29 protein-coding genes are annotated in these 24,962 nt (G+C 60.8%); 22 read left to right on the forward strand and 7 right to left on the reverse strand.

The genetic code is table 11. The features are described from left to right. Positions 1 to 8: 8 nt before the first annotated feature. The 7 genes from ligK to C5P05_RS24325 all read left to right on the forward strand — a co-directional run bounded on the left by ligK (position 9) and on the right by C5P05_RS24325 (position 5,496). Entirely contained in the window at positions 9 to 704 is a 696-nt protein-coding gene (gene ligK, locus C5P05_RS24295) for a 4-carboxy-4-hydroxy-2-oxoadipate aldolase/oxaloacetate decarboxylase (protein ID WP_114972442.1), read from the forward strand. 81 nt (positions 705 to 785) lie between these two features. Beyond that, positions 786 to 1,724 carry an amidohydrolase family protein gene (locus C5P05_RS24300; RefSeq protein WP_114972443.1) on the forward strand — a complete coding sequence of 313 codons (939 nt, stop codon included), beginning with the start codon at positions 786 to 788 and terminating at the stop codon, positions 1,722 to 1,724. A 2-nt stretch (positions 1,725 to 1,726) separates the two neighbouring features. Continuing rightward, on the forward strand, positions 1,727 to 2,182 hold the full coding sequence (gene ligA / locus C5P05_RS24305) for a protocatechuate 4,5-dioxygenase subunit alpha (RefSeq protein WP_114972444.1): 456 nt from the start codon (positions 1,727 to 1,729) through the stop codon (positions 2,180 to 2,182). A 2-nt stretch (positions 2,183 to 2,184) separates the two neighbouring features. Continuing rightward, positions 2,185 to 3,066, forward strand: a complete 882-nt coding sequence (locus C5P05_RS24310; protein WP_114972445.1) for a class III extradiol dioxygenase subunit beta — start codon at positions 2,185 to 2,187, stop codon at positions 3,064 to 3,066. After that, positions 3,067 to 4,023, forward strand: coding sequence for a Gfo/Idh/MocA family oxidoreductase (locus C5P05_RS24315; RefSeq protein WP_114972446.1), 957 nt, complete (start codon positions 3,067 to 3,069; stop codon positions 4,021 to 4,023). 13 nt (positions 4,024 to 4,036) lie between these two features. Further along, on the forward strand, positions 4,037 to 4,876 hold the full coding sequence (locus C5P05_RS24320) for a VOC family protein (RefSeq protein ID WP_114972447.1): 840 nt from the start codon (positions 4,037 to 4,039) through the stop codon (positions 4,874 to 4,876). A gap of 224 nt (positions 4,877 to 5,100) precedes the next feature. After that, entirely contained in the window at positions 5,101 to 5,496 is a 396-nt protein-coding gene (locus C5P05_RS24325; RefSeq protein WP_269813965.1) for a group II intron maturase-specific domain-containing protein, read from the forward strand. 171 nt (positions 5,497 to 5,667) lie between these two features. Here C5P05_RS24325 and C5P05_RS24330 read toward each other — a convergent pair whose 3' ends face one another. From C5P05_RS24330 to C5P05_RS24360, 7 genes are all read right to left on the reverse strand, one after another. Continuing rightward, a complete protein-coding gene (locus C5P05_RS24330) occupies positions 5,668 to 6,456 on the reverse strand; it encodes a methyltransferase domain-containing protein (RefSeq protein ID WP_114972448.1) in 789 nt (262 codons plus the stop codon). Between the two features lie 412 nt (positions 6,457 to 6,868). After that, on the reverse strand, positions 6,869 to 7,513 hold the full coding sequence (locus C5P05_RS24335; RefSeq protein WP_114972449.1) for a dihydrofolate reductase family protein: 645 nt from the start codon (positions 7,511 to 7,513) through the stop codon (positions 6,869 to 6,871). A 15-nt stretch (positions 7,514 to 7,528) separates the two neighbouring features. Next, complete coding sequence (locus tag C5P05_RS24340) at positions 7,529 to 8,332, reverse strand: class I SAM-dependent methyltransferase (RefSeq protein ID WP_114972450.1); 804 nt, start codon at positions 8,330 to 8,332, stop codon at positions 7,529 to 7,531. Beyond that, positions 8,320 to 8,628 (reverse strand): panthothenate synthetase, encoded by a 309-nt coding sequence (locus C5P05_RS24345; protein ID WP_114972451.1) that lies wholly within the window; start codon positions 8,626 to 8,628, stop codon positions 8,320 to 8,322. The genes C5P05_RS24340 and C5P05_RS24345 overlap by 13 nt, the downstream gene beginning before the upstream one ends. A 264-nt stretch (positions 8,629 to 8,892) precedes the next feature. After that, positions 8,893 to 9,363, reverse strand: coding sequence for a cupin domain-containing protein (locus tag C5P05_RS24350; protein WP_157979447.1), 471 nt, complete (start codon positions 9,361 to 9,363; stop codon positions 8,893 to 8,895). A gap of 293 nt (positions 9,364 to 9,656) precedes the next feature. Further along, the gene (locus C5P05_RS24355; RefSeq protein ID WP_232834651.1) at positions 9,657 to 10,430 is read right to left on the reverse strand and encodes a phytochelatin synthase family protein; all 774 of its coding nucleotides are present in this window, start codon (positions 10,428 to 10,430) and stop codon (positions 9,657 to 9,659) included. A 169-nt stretch (positions 10,431 to 10,599) separates the two neighbouring features. Continuing rightward, positions 10,600 to 11,529, reverse strand: coding sequence for a LysR family transcriptional regulator (locus C5P05_RS24360; RefSeq protein WP_114972503.1), 930 nt, complete (start codon positions 11,527 to 11,529; stop codon positions 10,600 to 10,602). A 109-nt stretch (positions 11,530 to 11,638) separates the two neighbouring features. Between C5P05_RS24360 and C5P05_RS24365 the strand changes: the two genes are divergently transcribed. The 15 genes from C5P05_RS24365 (at position 11,639) to C5P05_RS24435 (ending at position 24,958) form a co-directional block, all read left to right on the forward strand. Then, positions 11,639 to 12,577, forward strand: a complete 939-nt coding sequence (locus C5P05_RS24365; RefSeq protein WP_198674848.1) for a ketopantoate reductase family protein — start codon at positions 11,639 to 11,641, stop codon at positions 12,575 to 12,577. A gap of 18 nt (positions 12,578 to 12,595) precedes the next feature. Continuing rightward, positions 12,596 to 12,994 (forward strand): VOC family protein, encoded by a 399-nt coding sequence (locus tag C5P05_RS24370; RefSeq protein WP_114972454.1) that lies wholly within the window; start codon positions 12,596 to 12,598, stop codon positions 12,992 to 12,994. Positions 12,995 to 13,039: 45 nt separating this feature from the next. Further along, positions 13,040 to 13,513, forward strand: coding sequence for a MaoC family dehydratase (locus C5P05_RS24375; RefSeq protein ID WP_114972455.1), 474 nt, complete (start codon positions 13,040 to 13,042; stop codon positions 13,511 to 13,513). A 101-nt stretch (positions 13,514 to 13,614) separates the two neighbouring features. Further along, positions 13,615 to 14,883, forward strand: coding sequence for a CaiB/BaiF CoA transferase family protein (locus C5P05_RS24380; protein ID WP_114972456.1), 1,269 nt, complete (start codon positions 13,615 to 13,617; stop codon positions 14,881 to 14,883). Continuing rightward, positions 14,880 to 15,734 (forward strand): shikimate dehydrogenase, encoded by an 855-nt coding sequence (aroE, locus tag C5P05_RS24385; protein WP_114972457.1) that lies wholly within the window; start codon positions 14,880 to 14,882, stop codon positions 15,732 to 15,734. Before C5P05_RS24380 ends, aroE begins: the two co-directional genes overlap by 4 nt. Positions 15,735 to 15,832: 98 nt before the next feature. Beyond that, on the forward strand, positions 15,833 to 16,534 hold the full coding sequence (locus tag C5P05_RS24390; RefSeq protein WP_114972458.1) for a TetR/AcrR family transcriptional regulator: 702 nt from the start codon (positions 15,833 to 15,835) through the stop codon (positions 16,532 to 16,534). 116 nt (positions 16,535 to 16,650) lie between these two features. Further along, entirely contained in the window at positions 16,651 to 17,184 is a 534-nt protein-coding gene (locus C5P05_RS24395) for a TRAP transporter small permease (protein ID WP_198674849.1), read from the forward strand. Positions 17,185 to 17,200: 16 nt separating this feature from the next. Further along, positions 17,201 to 18,481, forward strand: coding sequence for a TRAP transporter large permease subunit (locus C5P05_RS24400; protein ID WP_114972459.1), 1,281 nt, complete (start codon positions 17,201 to 17,203; stop codon positions 18,479 to 18,481). Between the two features lie 95 nt (positions 18,482 to 18,576). Further along, on the forward strand, positions 18,577 to 19,584 hold the full coding sequence (locus C5P05_RS24405) for a TRAP transporter substrate-binding protein (protein ID WP_114972460.1): 1,008 nt from the start codon (positions 18,577 to 18,579) through the stop codon (positions 19,582 to 19,584). Positions 19,585 to 19,686: 102 nt separating this feature from the next. After that, complete coding sequence (locus tag C5P05_RS24410) at positions 19,687 to 20,739, forward strand: Gfo/Idh/MocA family protein (RefSeq protein WP_114972461.1); 1,053 nt, start codon at positions 19,687 to 19,689, stop codon at positions 20,737 to 20,739. A 26-nt stretch (positions 20,740 to 20,765) separates the two neighbouring features. Next, a complete protein-coding gene (locus C5P05_RS24415) occupies positions 20,766 to 21,215 on the forward strand; it encodes a type II 3-dehydroquinate dehydratase (protein ID WP_114972462.1) in 450 nt (149 codons plus the stop codon). Positions 21,216 to 21,217: 2 nt separating this feature from the next. Continuing rightward, positions 21,218 to 22,051: a shikimate dehydrogenase family protein gene (locus tag C5P05_RS24420; RefSeq protein WP_114972463.1), complete on the forward strand. Its 834-nt coding sequence runs from the start codon at positions 21,218 to 21,220 to the stop codon at positions 22,049 to 22,051. Between the two features lie 11 nt (positions 22,052 to 22,062). After that, entirely contained in the window at positions 22,063 to 22,944 is an 882-nt protein-coding gene (locus C5P05_RS24425) for a 4-hydroxyphenylpyruvate dioxygenase (protein WP_114972464.1), read from the forward strand. 9 nt (positions 22,945 to 22,953) lie between these two features. Next, a complete protein-coding gene (locus tag C5P05_RS24430; RefSeq protein WP_114972465.1) occupies positions 22,954 to 23,841 on the forward strand; it encodes a sugar phosphate isomerase/epimerase family protein in 888 nt (295 codons plus the stop codon). A 112-nt stretch (positions 23,842 to 23,953) separates the two neighbouring features. Beyond that, positions 23,954 to 24,958, forward strand: coding sequence for an aldo/keto reductase (locus C5P05_RS24435; RefSeq protein WP_114972466.1), 1,005 nt, complete (start codon positions 23,954 to 23,956; stop codon positions 24,956 to 24,958). The last annotated feature ends 4 nt before the right edge of the window (positions 24,959 to 24,962 follow it).

Consider the following 24,962-nt stretch of genomic DNA (forward strand, 5'->3'; position numbering starts at 1 on the left):
AGACCCTCATGACTCAAGCCATGAATCAACTCGGTATCGTCAAGCGCAACATCGTGCGTGCCGACCAAGCTGCGGTTGCGCGCCTGTCCAAACTCGGCGTGGCCACCATCCACGAAGCGATGGGCCGCGTGGGCCTGATGAAGCCCTACATGCGCCCCATCTACAACGGCGCCAAAATCTGCGGCACGGCCGTGACCGTGTTGCTGCAGCCCGGCGACAACTGGATGATGCACGTTGCTGCCGAGCAGTTGCAGCCCGGCGACGTGGCCGTAGCGGCTTGCACCACGGACAACGAAGACGGTTTCTTCGGCGACCTGCTCGCCACCTCCTTTCAGGCGCGTGGCGCCGTGGGCCTCATCATCGACGGCGGCGTGCGCGACGTGGCTGATCTGGAGAAGATGGGCTTTCCCGTGTACAGCAAGGCCATCAACTCCAAGGGTACGATCAAGGCAACACTGGGCTCGGTCAATATCCAGATCGTGTGCGCGGGCGCAATCGTCAACCCCGGCGACGTGGTGATTGCCGATGTGGACGGCGTGGTCGTGGTGCCTGCCGCCATTGCCGAACAGGTGGCCGATGCCGCCGAAAAGCGCGAGAGCTTTGAAGGCGAAAAACGCGCCAAGCTGGCCGCTGGCGTGCTGGGTCTGGACATGTACAAGATGCGCGAACCGCTGGAAAAAGCCGGTCTGCGCTATATTGACTGATATTTATATCAAATCGACCTCTAGCCCTTATAGATAGTGCGCAAGAAGCTATTTAATTACTAGCAAAATTAAAGGAATCGCATGGAATCCACCCAAACCGAAGGCTTCACCAAAACCCCCGGCTGGCTCGACTGGTACGCCGGCCCGAGCAAACCGCGCTTCAAGCTGCCTGCAGGTGCAGTCGATGCGCACTGCCACGTGTTCGGCCCCGGCGCGCTATTTCCCTACGCGCCCGAGCGCAAGTACACGCCGTGCGATGCCTCCAAAGAGCAGCTGTTCGCCCTGCGCGACCACCTGGGCTTTGACAAGAACGTCATCGTGCAGGCCACATGCCATGGTTCTGACAACCGCGCCCTGGTCGATGCGCTGAAAGCGTCCAACAACAAGGCGCGCGGTGTCGCCACCGTCAAGCGCGATGTGACCGATGCCGAGCTGCAGGACATGCATGCCGCCGGTGTGCGCGGCACGCGCTTCAACTTCGTCAAACGCCTGGCCGACTTCACGCCGCGCGAGGTGTTGCTGGAGATCGCCAACCGCATCGCGCCTTTGGGCTGGCATGTGGTGGTCTATTTCGAAGCACAAGACCTGCCCGAGCTGTACGACTTCTTCACCGCCTTGCCCACCACGGTGGTGGTGGACCACATGGGTCGCCCCGACGTGAGCAAGCCGGTGGATGGCCCCGAGTTCGAACTGTTCGTGAAGATGATGCGCGAGCACACGAACATCTGGAGCAAGGTGAGCTGTCCCGAACGCCTCTCAATAAGCGGCCCGAAAGCCCTGAACGGCGAACCCAACCTGGAAAATGGCGCCTATGCCGATGTCGTGCCTTTTGCCAAACGCCTGGTGGAAACCTTCCCGGATCGCGTGTTGTGGGGCACCGACTGGCCGCATCCCAACCTGAAGGACCACATGCCTGACGACGGCCTTCTGGTGGACTTCATTCCGCACATCGCGACCACGCCCGAACTGCAGCAAAAACTGCTGGTCGACAACCCGACCCGCCTGTACTGGGGAGCCTGATCATGTCACTCGACAAACCATACCTCGACGTGCCCGGCACCACCATTTTTGATGCCGAACAAAGCCGCAAGGGTTACCACCTGAACCAGTTCTGCATGTCACTCATGAAGGCGGCCAACCGCGAGCGCTTCAAGGCCAACGAGCGGGCCTACCTGGATGAATGGCCGATGACGGAAGAGCAGACGCTGGCGGTGCTGGCGCGCGACCTCAACCGCTGTATTGCGGCGGGCGGCAACATCTACTTTTTGGCCAAAATTGGCGCCACCGATGGCAAGAGCTTCCAGCAAATGGCGGGCAGCATGACCGGCATGACCGAAGAGGAATACCGCAACATGATGATCGCCGGCGGCCGCTCGGTCGAGGGCAACCGGGTCGTCGGTGAAGACGGCGACGCCCAAGCGCACCGCCAACCCCAAGGCAGTGCCAAAGGTGCATCTCAACAGAAAGCGAGCGCCTGACCATGGCCAAAATTACCGCCAGCGTTTACACCTCTCATGTGCCCGCCATCGGCGCGGCCATCGACCTGGGCAAGACCACCGAGGCTTACTGGCAGCCTTTGTTCAAGGGCTACGAGTTTTCCAAGCAGTGGATGAAGGACAGCAAGCCCGATGTCATCATCCTCGTCTTCAATGACCACGCCACCGCTTTCAGCCTGGACATGATTCCCACCTTTGCCATCGGCACGGCGGAGTCCTACCAGCCGGCGGATGAAGGCTGGGGCCCGCGCCCTGTACCTGTCGTGCAAGGTCATCCCGAACTGGCCGCGCACATTGCGCAGTCGGTCATTCAGCAGGACTTTGACCTGACCATCGTCAACAAGATGGACGTGGACCACGGCCTGACCGTGCCGCTGAGTTTGATGTGCGGTCAGCCTGACGCCTGGCCTTGCCCGGTGATTCCGTTTGCCGTCAACGTGGTGCAATACCCCGTGCCCAGTGGCCAGCGCTGCTTTAACCTGGGCAAGGCTATCCGCCGCGCGGTGGACAGTTTTGACAAAGACCTGAACGTGCAGATCTGGGGCACGGGCGGCATGAGCCACCAGCTGCAGGGTCCGCGCGCGGGGCTCATCAACAAGGAGTTTGACAACGCTTTTCTCGACAAACTGATTGCCGACCCCGCTGCCGCCGCCGCGATTCCCCATATCGACTACGTGCGCGAAGCCGGGTCTGAAGGGATTGAACTCGTGATGTGGCTGATCGCCCGTGGCGCGATGGATGATGTGCCAGGGGATGCTACTGAAAATATAGCTGCCAGCGCACACCCAGTCAGCGTAAAACACCGTTTTTATCATGTCCCTGCGAGCAACACGGCCGTGGGTCACCTGATTCTGGAGAATACTTAAATGAGCAAAACCATCAAAGTCGCCCTCGCGGGCGCCGGTGCCTTCGGCATCAAACATCTCGACGGCATCAAGAACATTGACGGCGTTGAAGTGGTCTCGCTGATCAGCCGCGACCTGGACAAGACCAAAGAAGTGGCCGCCCAATACGGCATCGGCCACGTCACGACCGAGCTGAGCGAAAGTCTGGCCCTGAAAGAAGTGGACGCTGTCATTCTTTGCACGCCGACGCAAATGCACGCCGCGCAAAGCGTTGCCTGCTTGAAAGCCGGCAAGCATGTGCAGGTCGAAATTCCTTTGGCTGACACCCTGCATGGCGCGCTGGAAGTGGCGGCCATGCAGGAGCAGACCGGCCTGGTGGCGATGTGCGGCCACACCCGTCGTTTCAACCCCAGCCACCAGTATGTGCACAAGGAAATCACGGCCGGCCGATTCAACATCCAGCAAATGGATGTGCAAACCTACTTCTTCCGCCGCACCAACATGAACGCGCTCGGTCAGGCCAGATCCTGGACTGACCACCTGCTGTGGCACCACGCAGCCCACACAGTGGATTTGTTCGCCTACCAGTGCGGCAGCCCCATCGTCAAAGCCAATGCGGTACAAGGTCCGATTCATCCGGTGCTGGGCATTGCGATGGATATGTCCATCCAGCTCAAGGCCGCCAACGGCGCCATCTGCACGCTGTCCTTAAGCTTCAACAACGACGGCCCGCTCGGCACTTTCTTCCGCTACATCGGCGACAGCGCCACCTACCTGGCCCGTTACGACGATCTGTTCAACGGCAAGGAAGAAAAGATCGACGTCAGCCAGGTCGATGTGTCCATGAACGGCATCGAGTTGCAAGACCGCGAATTCTTCGCCGCCATCCGCGAGGGCCGTGCGCCTAACAGCAGCGTGGCCCAGGTTCTGCCGTGTTACCAGGTGCTGCACGATCTGGAGCAGCAGCTCAGTCAATGAACGTCACGGAACGATGAAAAGAACCGTCTTCAACCGCAGCACCGAAGACGTGGGCAACATTGTCGAGTTCGGTCACGTCAACGTCCGCGTGCCGGACCAGCAGCGCGCCATCGTCTTCTACCTCATGGGGCTGGGTCTGACGCGCGACCCCTACTTGAGGACGGGTATCGACAACGCCTGGATCAATGTCGGCAGCTGCCAGTTTCACTTGCCGGTCGGGCCAGCGCAGGTGCTGCGCGGCGTGGTGGGCTTGGTCATGCCCGACCTGGACGCCTTGATGGCGCGGCTGGCCAGTGTTCAGTCGCTATTGAAAAATACCCACTTCAGTTTTGTTCGCACTGACGCGTCGGTGGATGTCACCTGTCCCTGGGGCAACCGCATCCGCGTGCACGCACCGGACCCCGCTCGCTTTGGCCGGATGCGCCTGGGCATGCCCTATGTCGAGATTGACACCACCCCCGGCACGGCCCCGGGCATTGCCCGCTTTTACACCGAGGTTCTCGGTGCACCGGCCTATAGCGGCGTTGAGGCTGCCGGTGCTGTCTTCGCGCGCATTCCCATGGGTTTGAGCGAGAGCCTGGTGTTCCGCGAAACGGGACGCGCGCTGCCGCCATTCGACGGTCACCATGTCCAGATCACCGTCGCTGATTTCTCCGGTGTGCACCGGCGTCTGCTGGAGCGTGGCCTGATCACCGAGGAGAGCAACGAGAGCCAGTATCGCTTTCAGGACATCACCGACCTCGACACTGGCGCCGTGCTCGCCACCCTGGAGCACGAGGTCCGCAGCATGCGCCATCCCCTGTATGGCCGGGCGCTGGTGAATCGACAGGCCGACGACCCCAGCGAGAGCTAGGTCATTGGTTAATATGCTATAAAAAGAATAGCTATTTGCGCATGTATATCAAGGGCTGGAGCCACTTTTCATGAATAATTCCGCGCAAATTCCGCCGACAGCCGGGTGACACCGATGAGCGAATGCCCCTTTCTGGGCTTCACGATCAAGGGCAAGAAGATACGCTGGACCGATAAGGCACTGGCTAACTTCAAGCACCGGGTCAAGGAACTCACGGGAAGAAGCTGGGGGTATCCATGGAATACCGATTGCATAAACTGGGGCAATATCTTCGGGGCTGGACGGCGTATTACGGCATCAGCCAGTACTATCGGCCGGTCCCGGAGCTGGACGAGTGGATCAGGCGGCGCGTGCGCATGTGCTACTGGAAACAGTGGCGCTGGTCGTGCACGAAGATCAAGAACTTGCTGGCTTTGGGCGTGAGCCTGAAGTCGGCAATCCAGCACGGTGTCAGTAGCAACAGCTACTGGCAGATGTCCAGAACTCCAGTCATAAACCAAGCAGTTTCCAACGCGTGGCTAAAGGAGCAGGGTTTGCTCAGTGTGAAGGACCTGTGGGGCAAGGCACAGGGTTACACGGCAAAGAAAGAAAAGGCTTCGTCGAGCGTGCCGACTTGTTGAACCGTCCATTGCGGACCCGCACGGTGGGTGGTGTGTGGGGCCACGGTTAGAAGCAGTTGCCTACCCGATTCGGCGTCATCGGGACGAAGAGTAAACTCGCTCGACCGCGGAGGAGGACTGTTGCCATATCGGTGGAAGCGCGGCACAGCCGCAGTCCCGACGGCCGCGCCTTCAATTCCTCGTCGCGACGAGCGAGACGCTCTTCACGCCATACTTGCGCGACGCACCTTGGGCGTTCGTCGAAATGAACTGGTATTGCGGGTTGTCCCTTACCTGCGTCACGCGCAACCCCACTGCCTCGATCACCGAGGTGTAATCGCCGACCTGCATCGCGCCCCCGATGCAAGCGGCCCAGAGCGTGGCGTCACAGGTGATGCCCTCGGGCAGCTGCATTTCTGTGACGATGTCGGCGAGGGCAAGCCGCCCTCCCGGCTTGAGCAGGCGCGCGGCCTCGCGGAAGACCTTGCTTTTGTCCGGCGCGAGGTTAATCACGCCGTTGCTGATGACCGCGTCGCACGACGCGTCAGCAAGTCCGGTCGCCTCGATGTAGCCCTTGCGGTAGGTGACGTTGCCGAATCCCGCCGCGGCGCGCAGGCGCTCCGCTTTGGCGAGCTGCTCGTCGGTCATGTCGACGCCGATCACGGTGCCGGTCTTGCCGACCTTGCCGGCGGCGATGAAGCTGTCCGTGCCCGACCCGCTGCCGAGATCGACCACCGTCTCGCCCGGCTTCAGGTGAGCGAGATCGAAGTAGTAGCCCACGCCCGCAAACGAGTCGATGGCTTCGCTCGGGATGGCATCGAGGTCGGCGGGCGCATAGCCGAGCCGCTCCGCGAGCGCACGTCCCATCTCGAAGTGGAACTCGCCGTGCGGATCGAGAGCTACATCGCGATACATCGCCTTGACCTTCTGCTCAAGCACGGTTGTGTCGACGCGCCCTGTTAGTCCTGTTGCAGTATTCATTTTCGAGATCTCCTTAGTGGTTTGACCTCTCCCAAAGACGCTGTCCTCATCGCCCAGGACGCGGTCGCATCAAAATCGGTTCCAGCCGGTTGCCTCGTGACGCGCTGGCCGACGATGGACGACTTGGGGCGGTCTCGAGCGGGATGACAGTATTCCTTCTCAATGCTTTCTCCTCGTTGGTGCTGCCCGCACGCGCCTCATGGCGCCATCTATCCGCCTCTCCGAAGGTGCTCGTGTCGGCGAAAGCATACTCACTCGCTAGCGATTAGATTCACAAACAGAAGCTTGCAAATTGAGAAAAATCAACAGTGAGCAAGCCCCAAAAAAACGCGGTGGCCGCCTGTGTTGGTGTTTACAAGTGCAGTGCTGCTGCAACCGCTTGTCCGGCAAATCTCGCTGACATCAACAAGGCTTAGCGTCTCGCGAACTTGAGGTGCGTCACCTTGGGCGCGGCGACTGTCCGAACGAGTTCAAGGCCGTGCAGGTCGTCGCCAACACCCGCGAACAAGCGCTCACCGCTGCCCAGGAGCGTCGGCGCGAGATTGATCTCCATCTCATCCACCAGGCCGGCAGAGAGGTACTGCTGGGCGGCTTTGGCACCGCCAGCGAGCGACACATCCTTGCCTCCGGCGGCTTGCCGGGCCTGTTCGAGCGCCGCCTCCATGCCGTCGATGACAAAGGTGAAGCTCGTTCCTCCTTCAAGTTCGAGTGGCGCGCGGGCGTGGTGGGTGAGCACGAACACCGGGTGATGGAAGGGCGGATCAACGCCCCACCAGCCATTCCATGGATGTTGGGCATCCCATGGGCCGGGGTGGCCACCAAACATGTTGCGCCCCATTACCCTGGCGCCGATGTTGGCGAGGGATTCCTCGACGACCGTGGTGCTTTCGTTGACCTCTCCACCTTCCAGGCCAAGGAGGGCACGAAACACCTCCAACTGGAAAGCCCACTCGTGCAGGCGCCCGCCGCCGATGCCAAGCGGGTTCTGCACGCTCTGGTTAGGGCCCGCCACAAAACCGTCGAGTGACATGGAGATTTTGAAGCGCAGTTTGGACATGTCTGAATCTCCTGGTTAATTGGGGCCACCCACCCGGCCCTGGATGGCCCATGCGCGGGCGATCAGCGCAATTGAGCCGTCGGATTCCGTGGGCAAACGTTGGCGAATTCGATCTCGCAGCTTGTTACGTGACGCCTCATCCAGGGACATGGCGTAGGTCGGTGCAGAACCTTGCCCACCGAGGAATGGAGCCCAGTAATCGTCGAAGTCCAAAAATCGCGTGGCAATGTCAATCGGCCTGACCCGGATCGCTGACAGCTTGGCATCGCGGAACGCGAGTTCCAGCGCATCCGGATGGCACAGCGGAAATCGAACGTCTTCATCCAACTCGCGAACTGCGCTGTCCAGTTCAACAGCGGCATCCCAGAAATAGCGCATGAGTTCCATCTTGTCCGCGTAGTCCCAAACGTAGGCCGCGATCGTTCCGCCAGCCACCGACGTACGCCGCATTTCGGCGAGACCCCGAGTGGTATCGGGAACAAAGTTGAGCACCAGCCCAGAGACCACAACATCAACCGCAGAGCCAGGCAGCGGGATATCTAACGCGTTGGCAACGTGAAACGTCGCATGGCCGTCAAGGCGCGTTCGCGCGTTCGTCAGAAATCCCTCCGAAGGATCAATTCCGATAAGCTCGCCGGGCTGGCATTTCTCCCAAATGGCGGCGGTCAAGGCACCTGTTCCGCAGCCCACGTCAAGCCAGCGCAATGACGGAGGAGGGTTCAGCCAGTCGAGAAATTCATGGGCAACGAGACGGCTCCAGCGTCCCACATACCGCTCGTAGGCATCGCCCTTGTTCCACGAATCGCTTATCTCGCCCATGTCTTGCCGAGCTCTCCCAAGCCCGCCTTTTGCAAGTCCTCGGGGCTCATCAGAATCCGGAATTTGCAATTGGCCTCGAAGCTGAGAAAAAAGGGTTCTGCAAAGCTGGGAACATCCGACGAATTTTGTACGTCGATCACGAGGACTGCGCCGCGTTTTCCATCCTGCTCAGTGAAGTAGGCCGCCTCCGGCTTGATGGTTTCGAGGATACGTCCAATGATCTCGCCCGCCTGTCCGCTTCTGACGAGGGAGTTGAACGGCTCATGTGGGATTTCGACCGTAAGTAGCATTTTCATAGGATGACTCCTGCAATCGCGGCAGTTGAAGGCGGTGCCGCACACGCCTATCGCTATTCGTCATAAATTTGCCATGAAACCCGGTAGCCCTGCTCTGCAATCTACTCGCCTGCCTGAAGGTGGTCGTGCCGGTGACAAGCGTACTCACGAACTAACGATTTGAGTCACAGACTGACGCTTGCGAATTGAGAACGATCAACATATGAGTTGCGGCCGCTACTACGTTCACCCGCCCCGCGTGAATATGAAAATTGGTACAGGCGCTCAGCTCAGGAACTCCATCCCATACTTCGCCGCAATAGCTCTGAAGTCCGTTGCGGCACCGGGCCTTGACGGGGATCCACTATCAACCATCGATGTTGCAACTTCAGCGATGAAGGCATCGAAGATGCCGCCGGGAGAACTGATAATCAGCTGGCGACCGGTTTCTGGGCCAATGCTCATAAAGCTGTGAGGAGTGCCTCTCGGCACAAACACCACGTCCCCCGGATCCAGGTTGAGCATTTTTTCGTCAAGTTGAAATTCATAGTGCCCTTCGCAAATGATGAATGTCTCATCGTATGTCGGATGCCGGTGAAGCCCTGCTCCAGACGCAGGAGGTTCGATCGCTTCACAAAGGGTATAGGCATCCCGGTTGTGTTCGGCGGTAGTTTTGAACGTCATGGTCATCCGCCCGATCTTGTAGACTTTGCCGTCGCCAGGAAGAAAGTGTTTTGGCTGCACTGCGTTGTTCATTGCCATCTCCACGATTGGGTATCATTTTTTCGTCACCCTTATTCGCTCCAGAATCGATCGGACCTCTGGCGAGAACGCTGCGATGTAGTCGTCGATGGTCGCGGGTGTTGTGTGCTCGGCTTTCATATGGCCTCCTTCGAGGTTTCTGCCAGTTTGTGCAGATTGACGATTTGATTCACAAACTGAAGCTTGTGAATTGAGAACAATCAAATACGGGATTTTCTCAAATGAACGCGGTGACAAGCTGGGCTGCGCAAGGTCTCAAACCATGGCATCGCTGCCATTGCATGGCGCTATCTTGATGGGCTCCCATGCGCTTGTCCGGGCGGGGAATCCGCTTTGGATGAATCCCCGTTCCGCACGACGATGAAACCCCGCGTGCGGTCAGATGAGCTGTCGGTCGTGTTCATCGCATTCCACAGCGCTGCGGTGGAGACCCAGACCGGCGGGTATTTGTACGCCGCCACGTCCAGGATCAGAAAACGATCAGTGGCTGCGTCATAGGCCGCAAGCGGGGATATGTGGCCGATCTCGCCTTGACCCAGCGCGGCACGTTGGTAGTTGACCAACAAGAAGTCACCGCTCGTCCTGAGGTTTTCACTGGCGATGGAGCGGAAGGCGTCAACAGGGGTGTCGGAAGCGTAGAAAAGCGTGACCTCCAGACCGTGGGCGCTCAAGAGGTCGCCCAGCTGTGCCAGCGACATTCCTGCAAAGGTGACTTGGAGCGATCCTCGAACTTTGCTGGCGGCGTCGGTGAAGAATGTCGATTGCGTCACTCGGGGCACCGCGCTTCGTAGCGCATTCAGCACAACAACAGAACTGGCGACGCCACAAAAGGCCGGTCGGGATTGGGACTCGAAGTTTTGTGTCAGTTTCTCGTAGTCGGCGACGAAACGCCGTTCAGCAAGTAGCGCTTGGCCGGAGGAAGACGTAACGGCAATGAGTCCGTCTGCAAGCGGAAGGAGGTTCGTGGATGGCGTGCGAAAGGCTGCGTCCCAGATCGCGATGCTGGCAAGAAGTAGGAGAACCAAGACGGCGGTGCCAGAAACTCGGACAAGTCGCTTCACGTTGTCTCCTCGGCTCGTGTCGGCGAAAGCGTATTCAGTGGCGGATGATTTGATACACGAACTGAGGCCCGGTCGTTGAGAACGATCAGCAACGGGGAATTCTCAAAATACACGGTGACAAGCTGTGCGGGTGTACGCTGCTAAATTAATAGCTACCTGCGCATATCCATCAAGGGCTAGAACCACTTTTCATGAATAATTCGGCGCACAGGCCGCGCAGCCATCGGTTGCCGGCATCGTGGTGGTAACGGGCGTGCCAGTACTGTTTGACGGTGAAGCCGGGTATCTCAAATGGGCAGGGCAGCACGCGCAGCCCGGCGGCGCGGGCCAGGGTTTCGCCAATGTGGCGGGGCAGGGTGGCGATCAGGTCGCTGCTGGAAAGAATGGCCGACAGGCCCAGAAAACCCGGCATCTCTAGCCGCAGGTTACGCGTAATGTGTTGTGAGGCCACGGTGTCGTCGAGCAGCTGGTAGCCCGTGCCGGAACTGATGCTGATGTGCGCCTCGGCCTGGTAGCGCGCTAGGTTCCAGTGCGCCACGTCGTCGTCGATCACCCGCGGATGGTGGGCGTTGGCCAGACAAATCCAGTCTTGCGCGTACAGCGTCTGCTGGTAGAAACCGGCGTCCAGCCAGGGCAAAAAACCCAAGGCCAGGTCGGCTTCACCTGTCTGCAAGGCCTGGGCCAGATGAGCGTCGATGCGACTCGCCGCGAGCACCACGCCGGGGGCGACGGCCCGCACATGTGCCAGGAGCTGCGGCAGCAGGGTGATGTGGCTGGCGTCGGTCATGCAGATCGTGAAGCGCAGCTGCGCCGTCGAGGGGTCAAAGGGCGCGCCGGCCTGCGTCAGCCGTTGCAGCCCGGCCAGCACCTCGCGCACGGTGCTGATCAGCGCATCGGTGCGCGGCGTCGGCAGCATACCTTCAGCGGTGCGCACAAACAGTGGGTCCCCGAGCTGCTGGCGCAGCTTGGCGAGCCAGATGCTGACCGTGGGCTGGCTCTGGCCCAGCGCCTCGGCCGAGCGCGTCACGCTGCGCGTGGTGTAGAGCTGGTCCAAGAGGCGCAGCAGCTTGATGTCGAGCAGTGAGGGGTCGGCGTCCATGGCAGTGTTGACTTCTATTGTGTAGGGCAATGACGTCTATTGTCTCCATTGCATGGACAGTATGGAGGAGGGCGCCCAAAATCCACCCCGAACCTTGCAGGAGATTGATTTGAGGATTTGTATTTTGGGCGCTGGCGCACTGGGTTGCGCACTCGGTGGCGTGCTGACCGAAGCGGGCAACGAGGTCTGGCTGATCAACCGCAACGCCGACCCGGTCGAGGCCATGAACCGCCGTGGCCTGATCCTGCGCGACGGCGGGGTCGACCGCACGGTGGCCGTGCATGCGGCGACCACGGCCGCGCCGGTCGGTGTGGTCGAGCTGGTGATCGTGCTGGTCAAGTCCTTTCACACGCGCGCCGCCATGTCAGCCGCCACTTCGCTTATCGGGGAGGGCACGGCCGTGTTGTCGCTGCAGAACGGTCTGGGCCACGAGGACATCCTGGCCGAGATTGTCGGCCGCGATCGCGTGCTGGCCGGCAAGACCTACGCCGGCGGTTCGCAATTGGCGCCGGGCCATGTGCTCATCGGCACGCGCGGCAAGGACACCCACATTGGCGAACTGGACGGTGTTGTGAGCGAGCGCGTGCAGCGCATTGCCCAGGTCTTTAACGCCGCCGGGCTGGAGACTTTCGTCAGCGACAACATCATGGGAACCATGTGGGACAAGTTGCTCATCAACGTGGCGACCGGAGCCCTGACCGGCATCACGCGCCTGAGCTATGGCGAGCTGTACCAGCAACCCGAACTGGAAACCTGCGGCGTGGCGGCGGTGGCCGAGGCCATCGCGGTAGCGAAGGCCAGTGGTATCCGCCTCAGCAACACCGACCCGCGCGAGGCCTGGCTCAAAGCCGGTGCCGGTCTGCCTTATGAATTCAAGACCTCGATGCTGCAAAGCCTGGAAAAAGGCTCGGTCACCGAGATCGATTTTGTGAACGGCTCGGTGGTGCGCTGGGGTGCCAAATGCGGTGTACCGACGCCGGTCAACCAGACCCTGGTGGCCTGTATCAAAGGCCTGGAGTGTGGCCTCATTCAGAGCCCGGCCCGCTGAAATTTTGAAGGTACTTAAATGACACAAGCAAAAAAATCCTATGTCGAACACGTCGCCGTGCGCGTGAAAGACATCCAGTGGCACATCAACTTCTTCTACGAGGTGCTGGGCATGGACGTGCGCGAGATCGAAGGCCCGACTGACGCACCGCGCCAGTACTGGACCCTCGGCGGCATGCAGCTCATCAGCACGCCCGACTTCGAGGCAGCGCCCAGCAACGACGCCGGCTGGCTGGCGCATCTGGGCATCATGGTCGAAGACCTCGACGGCGCCCTGGCCGCCGCCCAGCGCTGGTGCGTGAAGCCCTTGCCCCAGGGCCGCAACTGGTTGCAATTGCCCGACGGTCTGGCGGTGGAACTGATCCAGGCCAGCGGCGATGCCGTGGCCCGGGTATTGGCCATCAATCCCAGAGCTTGAAACTGACGCGCTGCCATCAACACCCTTCTATCAAGAGACAAGACCATGCCCAAGCCCAATATCCAGTTCACTACCCCCGAGAAATACTGGGACGACGCCCAGGTCGGCGACGAATGCAGCAGTCCGACCTATACCGTCACCGCCGAACGCATTGATGCCTACGCCGAACTCACCGGCGATTTCACGCCCGTGCATGTGGACGAGGAATACGCCAAGGCCTCGCACTTTGGCTGCCGTGTGGCGCACGGCCTGATGGGCCTGTCGGTGGCCGACGGCCTGAAAACGCAGTGCGAATACCGCTTTTTGCCCGGCATGTCGCTGGGCTGGACCTGGGACTTTTTGCTGCCGATCAAGATCAACGACGTGCTGCACATCAAGTTCTCGGTGGGCAGCATGCGGCCGTCGAAAAGCAAGCCGGGCTGGGGCATTGTGGTGCTGCCCGCCGAGCTGATCAACCAGCACGGGCAGGTGGTGCACAAGGGCGAGCATCGCCTGATGGTGCCCAGAAGGCCAGTTTGAGGCCACGTCCCGTCCCACGTCTCGTCATTGCGAGAAGTTCAATAGCGCTACTAAATTAATAGCTATTTGCACCCTATTCACGAGGGCTAGAGGCATATTTAATGACTAAACTATCACAAACCAAGCCCACACAGGCTTTGCCGCTGGCCGGCATCCGTGTCATCGACTACAGCCACTTTTTGGCCGGCCCGCACATCTCGCGTTGTTTGAGCGCCATGGGGGCTGAGGTCATCAAGGTCGAGCGGCCGGTTGCGGGGGATGCCGGGCGTGCCAGCCCGACTATCGTCAAAGGCCAGAGCGGCTACTTCATGCAGCAGAACATGGGCAAACAGGGCTTGTGCATCAATCTGCGTGATCCGCGTGGCCTGGGCATGATGCACAAGCTCACCGACAGCGCCGACGTGTTTGTCGAGAACTACCGCCCCGGTGCCCTGAACAAACTGGGGCTGGGTTATGACGAGCTTGCCGGTCGCAACTCCAAACTCGTCTATTGCTCGGTCTCGGCCTACGGTCACACCGGGCCAGACTCCCATCGTCCAGGCTTCGGCCTGATTGCCGAAGCCAAAAGCGGTGCCATGTCGCTGATTGGCGTGCCGGGTGAACCGCCGCCGCTGTTTCGCATGCCGATCGCCGACATGTACGCCGGCATGCACGGTGTGTCGGCGATTTGCGCTGCGCTGTTTGGCCGGGTGAGCAGCGGTCGCGGGCAGCACATCGACATTGCCCTGTACGACTGCATGATCTCCATGCACGACTTCGCGGCACAAAGCTATTTGATGAGTGGCGGCACGGAGTTGCCGGTGCAGACCGGCCATGACCTGCCGCAAAGCACGGTGTATGGCTCGTTTGCCGCCAAAGATGGCTACTTGGTCATCGCCGCCCAGATGACGGACACCTGGAAGAGTCTGGCCCAACTGATTGGCGGCGAGGCCTATGCGGCAGACACCCGTTTTCACGACCAGGCCGGGCGCAATATGCACCGCGAGGCCATCTTGGCCAAGGTGCAAGCCTGGGCTTTGGTCCAGGCCAGCGTGGCGGACTGCTGCGCACAACTCGACGCCGCCGGCGTTCCCGCGGCACCGGTGCAGACGATTGATAAAGTGCTGAGCGACCCGCAAACCCTGGCACGCGGCATGGTGGTGGAACAGGATCACCCGCTGCTGGGCAAGATTGAGCTGCCGAATCTGCCGTTTCGCTTTTCCGAATGTGATACATCGCCCAGCGGTCCCGCGCCGCTGCTCGGCCAGCACAACCGCGACATCGCGGCCAGCGTGGGTTATTCGGCGCAGGAGATCGACACCTTCGTCAAAGACGGTGTGCTGTACGCCGAAGACGCCGTCAGCCAACTCGAAAACCGGAGCGCATCATGACCGCCGCACACGCAGTGGCAAGCGCGGGGGCTACATCTATTTATGCCGTTATCGGCAACCCCATCCAGCAAAGCAAATCGCCGCTGATCCACGGCATGTTCGCCCAAGCCACGGGCCAGAACATGCAATACACCACGATTGAAGGGCCGCTCGGTGGGTTTGCCGGTGCGGTCGATGCCTTCCGCGCCTTGGGTGGTTTGGGCCTGAATATCACCGCGCCGTTCAAGCTCGACGCCTTTGCCTACGCCACCGAACGCTCCGAGCGGGCGCAACTCGCCGGCGCGGCCAATGCCATGAAGTTTGATGGCGCACGCGTGTTGGCCGAGAACTTTGACGGCGTCGGTCTGGTGCGCGACGTGACCCACAACCTGGGCTGCTCCTTGAAGGGCAAACGCATCTTGCTGCTGGGCGCCGGCGGTGCCGCCCGTGGCGCGCTGCTGCCATTTCTGGAGCAGGCCCCGGCCGAGCTGGTGATTGCCAACCGCAGCGTGGACAAGGCACTTGAGCTGGCGAAAATCGGCGCAGCCAAAGGGAACGTGCGTGGCTGCGCCTACACCGAGCTGGTCGGGCAGACCTTTGACGTGGTGTTCAACGCCACCTCGGCCAGCCTGCGCGCCGAGCTGCCGCCGGTGCCGGCCAGCGTGTTTGCCAACTGTGGCCTGGCCTATGAATTGGCCTACGGCAAGGGCCTGACACCTTTCTTGCGCCTGGCGCAAAACGCCGGCGTCAAACAGCTGGCTGACGGCGTGGGCATGCTGGCAGAGCAGGCCGCTGAAGCTTTTGTCTGGTGGCGCGGCGTTCGACCCGATACCCGTACGGTGATCAACAAGCTGACGGTTCCGCTGGTGTAAAAGCAGTCCGTCACGCCTTGTTTTTGGCTCGCGTTACTAGGTGTTAACCCTGGAAATGGCTACTCCCATGTCCCGCCGGCGCCTTTTATACTTCAGGAATGAACGAGTTAGTACATTCCACGCGCGCAGTCAAAACCAAGGCCAAGGCCGCACCCCGGGCGACGACCCGCTTGGCCCCGGTCTCCCGCACCAACGACCCGGCCCGCACCATGGCCGGCATTCTCGAAGTGGCGACCGCCGAATTCGCCGCCAAGGGCTTGAGCGGCGCGCGCATCGACGAGATCGCGGCCGCCACCAAGACCAGCAAGCGCATGATTTATTACTACTTCGGCAGCAAGGAAGGCCTGTATGTGGCGGTGCTGGAAGACTCCTACCGCCGCATGCGGCAAATCGAGGCCGAATTGCACCTGGAAGACCTGGCGCCCGAAGCGGCCCTGCGGCGCTTGGTGGAATTCACCTTCGACCACCACAGCAGCAACCCGGACTACATCCGGCTGGTGATGACCGAAAACATGGAACGTGGCGCCTACCTGGCGCAGAGCCAGAGCATCCAGGAACTCAATGTGCCGGCCATCCAGTCCATTCGCATGCTGTACGAGCGGGGCGTGGCGCAGGGCGTTTTCCGGCCCGGCCTGGAGCCGATCGACATTCACGCTTCCATCTCCGCGCTGACGTTCTTCAACGTCTCGAACCAGTACACCTTCAGCCTGATCTTCAAAAACGATGCGCAGTCGCAGCAAGCGGTGACCGCCCGCCGCAACAGCATCACCGAGATGATTGTGCGTTTCGTGCGCATCTAGCAACTTTTGCTATATCAGCTATGGCCGAAGCTGCTCTTCGGCCTAGGGTAACTACTGATTTGTGAAAACTAACTAGTTCGTACATTAATGAGCATGATTCGTACAGGAGACAAAACGTGATCCAAAAAGTGATAAACAAGTACTGCCAGGTACTGTCCTGGCTGATGGTCGCCAGCCTGGCGCTGATGGTGGTGCTGGTGTTCACCAATGTCGTGTTGCGCTACGCGCTCAACTCCGGCATTACGGTGAGCGAGGAACTGTCGCGCTGGCTGTTCGTCTGGCTCACCTTCCTGGGTGCCATCGTCGCGCTCAATGAGCGCGCGCATCTGGGCACCGACATGCTGGTGTCGCGCCTGAACGCCAGGGGGAAAAAAGTCTGCCTCGGGCTGGGCCATGTGCTGATGCTGTTCATCTGCTGGTTGCTCTTCAAGGGCACGCTGGACCAGGTCAAGATCAATTGGGATTCCACCAGCGCGGCGATGGAAGTATCCATGGCCATTTTTTACGGTTGTGGTCTGGTGTTCGCCGTCTCCGGCGCCGTGATCCTGCTGAACGACTTCTGGCGCTTGCTGAGCGGACAACTCGCTGATGAAGAGCTGGTCGGCATCCGCGAATCCGACGACATGCCGCACGGCGACCCCCACCCTTGAACCCGGAGAACTTCACATGACTATCGCAATTTTCCTGGGGTCGCTGTTGGGTGCCATGGCACTTGGTATCCCGATTTCTTTCTCTTTGTTGCTGTGCGGCGCTGCCTTGATGTGGCACATGGACATGTTTGACGCCCAAATCCTGGCGCAAAACGTGATCAACGGGGCGGACAGTTTTCCGCTGCTGGCAGTGCCTTTCTTCATGCTGGCCGGTGAGGTGATGAACGCGGGCGGTCTGTCGCGCCGCATCGTCAACTTTGCCATGACGCTGGTGGGTCACATCAAGGGTGGCCTGGGTTATGTGGCCATCGTGGCGGCCGTGATGCTGGCGGCCTTGTCCGGCTCGGCCGTGGCGGATGCCGCTGCGCTGTCGGCCTTGCTGCTGCCCATGATGGTGGCGGCGGGTCATGACAAGGCGCGCTCCGCTGGCTTGCTGGCTTCGGCCAGCATCATTGCCCCCATCATCCCGCCCAGCATCGGTTTTGTGATCTTCGGGGTGGCGGCCAACGTGTCGATTTCCAAGCTATTCATGGCCGGCATCTTCCCCGGCATCATGCTGGCCCTGTCGTTGGTGGTGACCTGGTGGTATGTGGCGCGCAAGGAAACCGTGGCGGTGCCGCCGCGCAAGTCCAAGGCCGACGTATTCGCTGCCTTCAAGGACGCGACCTTTGCGCTGGTGCTGCCGGTGATCGTCGTGGTGGGCTTGAAGTTCGGCGTGTTCACGCCGACGGAAGCCGCTGTGGTGGCGGCGGTCTACGCCATGTTGATCTCCACCCTGGTCTACAAAGAGCTCAAGCTCAAACAGATGTACGGTTTGCTTTTGGCGGCGTCCAAGACCACGGCGGTGATCATGTTCCTGGTGGCGGCGGCCATGGTCTCGGCCTGGCTGATCACCGTGGCGCAGCTGCCGGACGAGGTTGTCACCCTGCTGCAGCCGCTGCTGGACAGCCCGAAATTGCTGATGATGGCCATCATGGTGCTGGTGATGCTGGTGGGTGCGGCCATGGACATGACGCCGACCATCCTGATCCTGACACCGGTGCTCATGCCCATCGTCAAGGCGGCCGGCATTGACCCGGTTTACTTTGGCGTGCTCTTCATCATCAACAACGCGATTGGCCTGATCACGCCACCGGTCGGCACGGTGCTCAATACCGTGGCCGGCGTTGGCAAGGTCAGCATGGACGAGGTGACCAAGGGCGTGTGGCCTTTCATGATTGCGCAGTTCACCATCATGTTCCTGATGGTGCTGTTTCCACAATTGGTCATGGTGCCTGCGCGCTGGTTCTACGGCTGATCGTTTTTTGATTTCCTCGGTGCAAGGCGTGTCTGGTACGCCATGTCTTGCACCTTAAAGATTCGCGTACTGGCTAATTTATTCAGGAGACAACCATGAAACGCATGTTGATTAAAACTTTGGTGGCCGCTGCTGCTCTGGCTGTTGTGGGCATGGCCAGCGCGCAGGACATCAAAGAGCGCACGATCAAGTTCGCCACGCAAAATCCCAAGGGCCACCCGATCGTGATGGGCATGGAAAAATTTGCCGAGATCGTCAAGACCAAGTCGGGCGGCAAGATCAAGGTCAACATGTTCCCCGGCGGCGTGCTTGGTGGCGATGCACCCAATGTGTCGGCCCTCCAAGGCGGCACGCTGGAAATGGTGGTGATGAACTCCGGCATCCTGGCCAGCCAGGTCAAGGAATTCGCCATTTATGACTTCCCCTTCCAGTTTGCCAATGCCAAGGAAGCCGACTTTGTGGTGGACGGTCCCTTTGGCAAGATGATGCACGACAAGCTGCAGGACAAAGGCATGGTTGGCCTGGCCTATTGGGAACTGGGCTTTCGCAACATGACCAACAGCAAACGCCCGATCAACACGGTGGCGGATATTGCCGGCCTGAAGATCCGCGTGATCCCCAATCCGATCAACCTGGACTGGGTCAAGGCGCTGGACGCCAACCCCACGCCCATGGCTTTTCCCGAGGTCTATGCCGCGCTGGAATCCAAGGCGCTGGACGGTCAGGAGAACCCACTCAACGTGATTCTGGCCAACAAATTTCCCGAAGTGCAAAAGCACCTCGCGCTAACGAATCACGTTTACAACCCGCAGTCCGTCATTTTCAGCAAGAAGCTGTGGGATACCTTGTCGCCGGCTGAGAAAAAACTGTTCTCTGATGCGGCGCTGGAAGCCGCCAAGTACCAGCGCCAGGCGGCGCGTGATGCCGCTGGCGGCACACTGGACCAGCTCAAGAAAGCCGGCATGCAAGTGACCGAGTTGCCTGCGGCTGAGATGGACAAGCTGCGCGACAAGATGCGCCCCGTGATCGCCAAGTACGCTGTGGCCGTGGGCCAGGACACCGTGAAGGCCATGCAAGGCGAGTTGGCCAAAGTCCGCAAGTAAAAAAACCGGCTACGGGTCACCTGCTGCGGCTGAACCGTGCGGGTGACCCGCTCATCAACACCCAAGCACTCGCAATGCACGCGGGGCTAGCCCCCTCCTGACATGAACAAAACACGTATCGCTGTTGCCGGCGCCGGCTACATCGGCCAGGCCCATATGGGCGTGACGCAGAACAGCCCGCGCTGTGCACTGTCCGCCATCGTCGATCCGTCGCCTGCTGCAATAGAGCTGGCCGCCAGAGCGGGCGTGCCGCTGTACGCCTCGCTCGACGAACTGCTGGCCAAGGATCGGCCCGACGGCCTGGTCCTGGCCACCCCCAACCAGCTGCATGTGCCGCAGGCCTTGCAGTGCATCGCCGCCGGTCTGCCCATCCTGCTGGAAAAACCGATCGCCACCACCGTGGCCGAGGGCGAACAGCTGCTTAAAGTCGTGGATGAAACGGGCGCCAAAGTGCTGATTGGCCACCACCGGGCGCACAGCCCGATCATGGCCAAAGCCAAAGAAGTGGTGGATTCCGGCAAGCTCGGCAAACTGGTGGCCGTCATGGGCAGTGCCACCTTCTTCAAACCCGACCCCTACTATGCCGCGGCGCCCTGGCGGCGCGAAATCGGCGCCGGCCCGATCCTCTTGAACATGATTCACGAGGTCCACAACCTGCGCATGCTGTGCGGCGACATCGTCGCGGTGCAGGCGTTCGCCAGCCATGCCACGCGCGGCTTCCCGGTGGAAGACACGGTCGCCATCAACCTGCGTTTTGCCAGTGGCGCTTTGGGCAGCTTCATGCTGTCTGACACTGCGGCCTGCCCGCGCAGCTGGGAGCAGACCTCGCAGGAAAACAAGGCTTACCCGAGCTATGAAGACGAGGACTGCTATGTCATCACCGGCACGAATGGCAGCCTGTCGGTGCCGACGATGCGCCTGAAGACTTATCCACGTCCCGAAGACCGTTCCTGGTGGAAAGAATTCGAAGTCGGCGTGGTCGGCATGGTGCGCGACGACCCGCTGAAACACCAGATCGAACACTTCGGCGCCGTGGTTCGCGGCGAGGCCCAGCCGCTGGTCAGCGCGCGCGACGGCCTGCAGAACCTGCGCATCACCGAAGCCATTGCCGAAGCGGCCAGGACCGGCCAGGTCGTCCATTTATCAAACCCCTGATCTCATCCCCCAAGCAAGGACTCATCATGAAAATTCTCATGCTTCACGGCATCAACCACAATATGTTCGGCAAACGTGACCCCAAGCAATACGGCACCATCACGCTCGATGAGATCAACGCCAGCCTGGGCGCTTTGGGCACAGAGCTGGGTGCGGACCTTGAGTATTTCCAGACCAACAGCGAAAGCGTCATGTGCGAGCGCATTCACCAGGGTTACGCCGACGGCGTGGACGCCGTCCTGATCAACGCCGGTGCCTGGACCCACTACTCCTACGGCATCCGTGATGCACTGGCCATCCTGACCTGTCCGATCGTCGAGCTGCACATGTCCAACATCCACGCCCGCGAGGCCTTCCGCCATGTGTCGGTGTTTGCCGAGATCGTCAAAGGCCAGATTTGCGGTTTTGGCGTGGACAGCTACCTGCTGGCACTGCGCGCCGCCGTGTCCAGCATCTCGGCTGCAAAGGCAGGTTGAAAATGATCAACGGCAATACGGAACTCATTGCCCACATCGGCTTTCCGACGCACGCCTTCAAGGCGCCGATGATCTACAACCCGTGGTTCGAGCAGGCGGGCGTCAATGCCATCGTGGTGCCCATGGGCTGCCAGGTGCAGGACTACCCGGACTTTCTGCGCGCGATATTCAAACTCGCCAACATCCGTGGCGCGCTCATCACCATGCCGCACAAGGTCGCGACGGTCGGACTGCTGGATGAGGTGTTGCCTACGGCCGCGATTGCCGGCGCGTGCAATGCGGTTCGTCGTTTGCCGGATGGCCGCCTGCAAGGCGACATGTTTGATGGCGAGGGCTTTGTGCGCGGTGTGTTGCGCAAGGGCTTGGTCCTCAAGGGCGCACGCGCACTGGTGGTGGGCAGCGGCGGAGTCGGTCGTGCCATCGCGGCCTCGCTGGCGGCGGCGGGTGTCGGCGCCATCAGCGTGTTTGATGTCCATGCCGCCTCCGCGACGGGTTTGGGCGAACGCCTGCGCCAACATTACCCGGCGCTGCAGGTCAGCACCGGCAACAATGATCCAGCCGGGTTTGACCTGGTGGTCAACGCCACGCCCATGGGCATGAACGCGGGCGATGCGATGCCCATGGATGTGTCACGCATAGCCGCCAGCACCTTTGTCGGCGAGGTGGTGATGAAAACCGAGATGACCGCTTTTCTTGCCGCCGCCCAGGCGCGTGGCTGCCGGATACAGGTCGGTTCGGACATGCTGTTCGAGCAAATCCCGGTCTACCTGGAGTTTTTTGGATTTCCCAGCACCACCCCCGACGCCTTGCGCGCCGTGGCCCAAATCAGTTATTGAGGAGCAGATCCATGAGCCAGCAAACCCCCGACCGCGAAGCGGTGCCCGAGATGGCCAACCGGCTTGGCATTGACGGCATCGAGTTCATCGAATACGCCACCAGCCGCCCGCAAGCGCTGGGGCAGGTGCTGGAGAGCATGGGTTTCAGGCCCGTGGCACGCCACCGTTCGCGCGAGATTATTCTGTACCGCCAGGGCGGCATGAACCTGGTGGTCAACGCCCATCCGGACGACGCGCGCGTGAGTGCGACCGTGGGCGGTCATCCCATGATCTCGGCGGTGGCTTTTCGGGTGCAGGACGCGCTCAAGGCCCACACCCGCTGCATGGCCCTGGGCGCCTGGGATGTACCCAGCCACGTACAGGCCATGGAGCTGCATATTCCGGGCATCCGCGGCCCCGGCGGCAGCCGCTTCTACTTTGTGGACCGCTGGCAGGAGTTTTCGATTTATGACATTGACTTCGTGCCCATACCTACGGTGGACTTGAAACCGCCGGCGCTGGCCGGCATGAGCTATTTTGGTCTGGTGCAATACATCGGCGCCGCTCGCAGCGCCGACTGGATCGCCTATTACGAGCGCATGTTCGACTTCAGCTTGATCCCCGATGAGCAGCGCTTCGGCATCCTGCCCAAGGGCACGCTCATGCGAAGTCCCTGCGGGCGGTTCTTGTGGCAACTGATCGAACCCGATCCCATGATGGACGACGATGAGGCACCCGAATGCCTGCAACGCCTGGGCATTGGCGTGCCCGACGTGAACGCGGCCGTGAGCCTGCTCAAATCGCGCGGCGTTGAGTTTGTGGAGTCGGCCCAGTTGCACCCGGAAGACCGGGGCGCCTTGACCCGCACCGTGCTGGGCGCGGTCTCGTTCGAGCTGGTTCATCAAGTTGTTTGAGGTGACACCATGAATTTGCTGGATGGATTTGGCATGGACACCATCACCCTGGCCGGGCCGCTGGAGGCCAAGCTGGCCGCCATGGCCGACGCTGGTTTTTCCCAGGTGATGCTCAGCGCGCGTGACATCGTGGGTCACCCCGGTGGCGTGCCGGCGGCGGTGGCGGCGGTGCGCGCCAGCGGGCTGCGGCCCACCGGCTTTCAGGTGCTGCGTGATTTCGAAGGACTGTCCGGCCACCTGCACGGCTACAAGGTTGACATCGCCCGGTCGATGCTGGAGATGTGCGCCGCGCTGGGCAGCAAGGTGTTGTTGGCCTGTTCGTCTACGTCAAGACACGCCAGCCAGGACCTGGACGCGATTGCCAGCGATTTGCGCAAGCTGGCCATGCTGGCCGTGCCGCTGGGCATCAAAGTGGCTTATGAAGGCTTGTCCTGGGGCCACACCGTCAACGAGTTCACCACCTCTTGGGATGTGGTCTGCCGCGCCGACTGTCCCAATCTCGGCATTGGCTTGGACTCGTTTCACATCTTTGCGGCCAAGACCTCGCTGGACAGCATTGAGGACCTGGACCCGGCGCGCATCTATCTGGTTCAACTTTCTGACTTCATGTGGCATGACACGCCCAGCTTTGAAGAACGCATGACCACGGCGCGCACCTTTCGGGTATTTCCGGGCGAGGGCGTGCACAGCGAGCAGTTGGCGGACCTGGTGCTGCGGCTGGATAAAATTGGCTACCAGGGCGACTACAGTTATGAAGTCTTCAACGACGACTACCAGCAACTGCCTTTGAACGTCGTGGCGCAACGCGCCCGGCGCAGCACGCTGTGGCTCAGTGAAGACGTTTTGCACCGGTCGCCGCCGCTGCCCGAATGGGTGAGGCAGACGCATCGGGCTTGAGCCGCTGGCAAACCATGGATTGCCGCGCTACGCTCGCAATGACGGCGCATCTTCGTCATCGCGAGGCCAAAGGCCGTGGCGATCCATTTCACGTCTCATGAGGAAACTACACATGCAACAACGCAAACTTGGCCCATTCACCGTCTCCGTCATTGGCCTGGGCTGTATGAACCTGAGCCATGCCTACGGCGCACCGGTTTCGGCCGAGCAGGGCGAGCGCGTGCTGCTGTCCGCGCTGGACGCCGGTGTCACGCTGTTTGACACCGCCACGCTCTACGGTTTCGGCGCGAATGAAACCCTGGTCGGCAAGGTATTGAGCCCGCACCGGCAAAAATTTACCCTGGCCAGCAAGTGCGGCATGCAGGGCGTGGACTTGAATGGCGACGGCAAACTGGTGCGCGTGATTGACGGCCGCCCCGAGACCCTCAGAAAGACTTGCGAGGACAGTCTGCGTCGCTTGCAGACCGACGTGATCGATCTCTACTACTTGCACCGCTGGGACAAAAAGGTGCCGATCGAAGACAGCGTGGGCGCCCTGAGCGACCTGGTGCGCAAAGGCTACATCCGCAGTATTGGCCTGAGCGAAGTCTCGGCCGCCACCTTGCGCAAGGCCCACGCGGTGCACCCCATCGCGGCAGTGCAGACCGAGTATTCACTGTGGACGCGCAACCCGGAAATTGCCGTGCTGCAGGCCTGCAAGGAGCTGGGTGTCGCCTTTGTCGCCTTCAGCCCGGTGGCGCGCGGTTTTCTGTGCGGCACCTTGCAGGATGTGAACACGCTGGATGCCAAAGACATCCGCCGCAGCATGCCGCGCTTTGCGCCCGACAACTACGCCGCCAACCTCAAGCTGATGCCAGCCTACAAGGCCGTGGCCAAGGAGGTGGGTTGCACGCCGGCCCAGTTGGCGCTGGCCTGGCTGCTGCACCAGGGCGAGCACATCATTCCCATCCCTGGCACCACGAGTACAGCCCATCTGGCGGAAGACCTGGACGCGGCGGACGTGCCCTTGAGCCCGGCCATCCTGGCCAGGCTCGACAGCCTCATCAACCAGAACACCGTGGTTGGCTCGCGCTACAACGCACAGGGCAACAGCGAAGTCGATACCGAAACGTTCTGAGCTG

The sequence above is a fragment of the Rhodoferax ferrireducens genome, from assembly GCF_003347515.1.
Lineage (GTDB): Bacteria > Pseudomonadota > Gammaproteobacteria > Burkholderiales > Burkholderiaceae_C > Rhodoferax.

Bases quoted from the DNA above. Each gene is read 5' to 3' on its own strand.
- ligA (WP_114972444.1), top strand. From the start codon at position 1,727: ATGTCACTCGACAAACCATACCTCGACGTGCCCGGCACCACCATTTTT.
- C5P05_RS24350 (WP_157979447.1), bottom strand. From the start codon at position 9,363: ATGAACAACGCAGTGCAGCCAAAACACTTTCTTCCTGGCGACGGCAAA.
- C5P05_RS24380 (WP_114972456.1), top strand. From the start codon at position 13,615: ATGACTAAACTATCACAAACCAAGCCCACACAGGCTTTGCCGCTGGCC.
- C5P05_RS24320 (WP_114972447.1), top strand. From the start codon at position 4,037: ATGAAAAGAACCGTCTTCAACCGCAGCACCGAAGACGTGGGCAACATT.
- C5P05_RS24410 (WP_114972461.1), top strand. From the start codon at position 19,687: ATGAACAAAACACGTATCGCTGTTGCCGGCGCCGGCTACATCGGCCAG.
- C5P05_RS24315 (WP_114972446.1), top strand. From the start codon at position 3,067: ATGAGCAAAACCATCAAAGTCGCCCTCGCGGGCGCCGGTGCCTTCGGC.
- aroE (WP_114972457.1), top strand. From the start codon at position 14,880: ATGACCGCCGCACACGCAGTGGCAAGCGCGGGGGCTACATCTATTTAT.
- C5P05_RS24390 (WP_114972458.1), top strand. From the start codon at position 15,833: ATGAACGAGTTAGTACATTCCACGCGCGCAGTCAAAACCAAGGCCAAG.
- C5P05_RS24310 (WP_114972445.1), top strand. From the start codon at position 2,185: ATGGCCAAAATTACCGCCAGCGTTTACACCTCTCATGTGCCCGCCATC.
- C5P05_RS24335 (WP_114972449.1), bottom strand. From the start codon at position 7,513: ATGTCCAAACTGCGCTTCAAAATCTCCATGTCACTCGACGGTTTTGTG.
- C5P05_RS24405 (WP_114972460.1), top strand. From the start codon at position 18,577: ATGAAACGCATGTTGATTAAAACTTTGGTGGCCGCTGCTGCTCTGGCT.
- C5P05_RS24300 (WP_114972443.1), top strand. From the start codon at position 786: ATGGAATCCACCCAAACCGAAGGCTTCACCAAAACCCCCGGCTGGCTC.
- C5P05_RS24340 (WP_114972450.1), bottom strand. From the start codon at position 8,332: ATGGGCGAGATAAGCGATTCGTGGAACAAGGGCGATGCCTACGAGCGG.
- C5P05_RS24435 (WP_114972466.1), top strand. From the start codon at position 23,954: ATGCAACAACGCAAACTTGGCCCATTCACCGTCTCCGTCATTGGCCTG.
- C5P05_RS24360 (WP_114972503.1), bottom strand. From the start codon at position 11,529: ATGGACGCCGACCCCTCACTGCTCGACATCAAGCTGCTGCGCCTCTTG.
- C5P05_RS24375 (WP_114972455.1), top strand. From the start codon at position 13,040: ATGCCCAAGCCCAATATCCAGTTCACTACCCCCGAGAAATACTGGGAC.
- C5P05_RS24330 (WP_114972448.1), bottom strand. From the start codon at position 6,456: ATGAATACTGCAACAGGACTAACAGGGCGCGTCGACACAACCGTGCTT.
- C5P05_RS24345 (WP_114972451.1), bottom strand. From the start codon at position 8,628: ATGAAAATGCTACTTACGGTCGAAATCCCACATGAGCCGTTCAACTCC.
- C5P05_RS24420 (WP_114972463.1), top strand. From the start codon at position 21,218: ATGATCAACGGCAATACGGAACTCATTGCCCACATCGGCTTTCCGACG.
- ligK (WP_114972442.1), top strand. From the start codon at position 9: ATGACTCAAGCCATGAATCAACTCGGTATCGTCAAGCGCAACATCGTG.
- C5P05_RS24400 (WP_114972459.1), top strand. From the start codon at position 17,201: ATGACTATCGCAATTTTCCTGGGGTCGCTGTTGGGTGCCATGGCACTT.
- C5P05_RS24415 (WP_114972462.1), top strand. From the start codon at position 20,766: ATGAAAATTCTCATGCTTCACGGCATCAACCACAATATGTTCGGCAAA.
- C5P05_RS24370 (WP_114972454.1), top strand. From the start codon at position 12,596: ATGACACAAGCAAAAAAATCCTATGTCGAACACGTCGCCGTGCGCGTG.
- C5P05_RS24430 (WP_114972465.1), top strand. From the start codon at position 22,954: ATGAATTTGCTGGATGGATTTGGCATGGACACCATCACCCTGGCCGGG.
- C5P05_RS24425 (WP_114972464.1), top strand. From the start codon at position 22,063: ATGAGCCAGCAAACCCCCGACCGCGAAGCGGTGCCCGAGATGGCCAAC.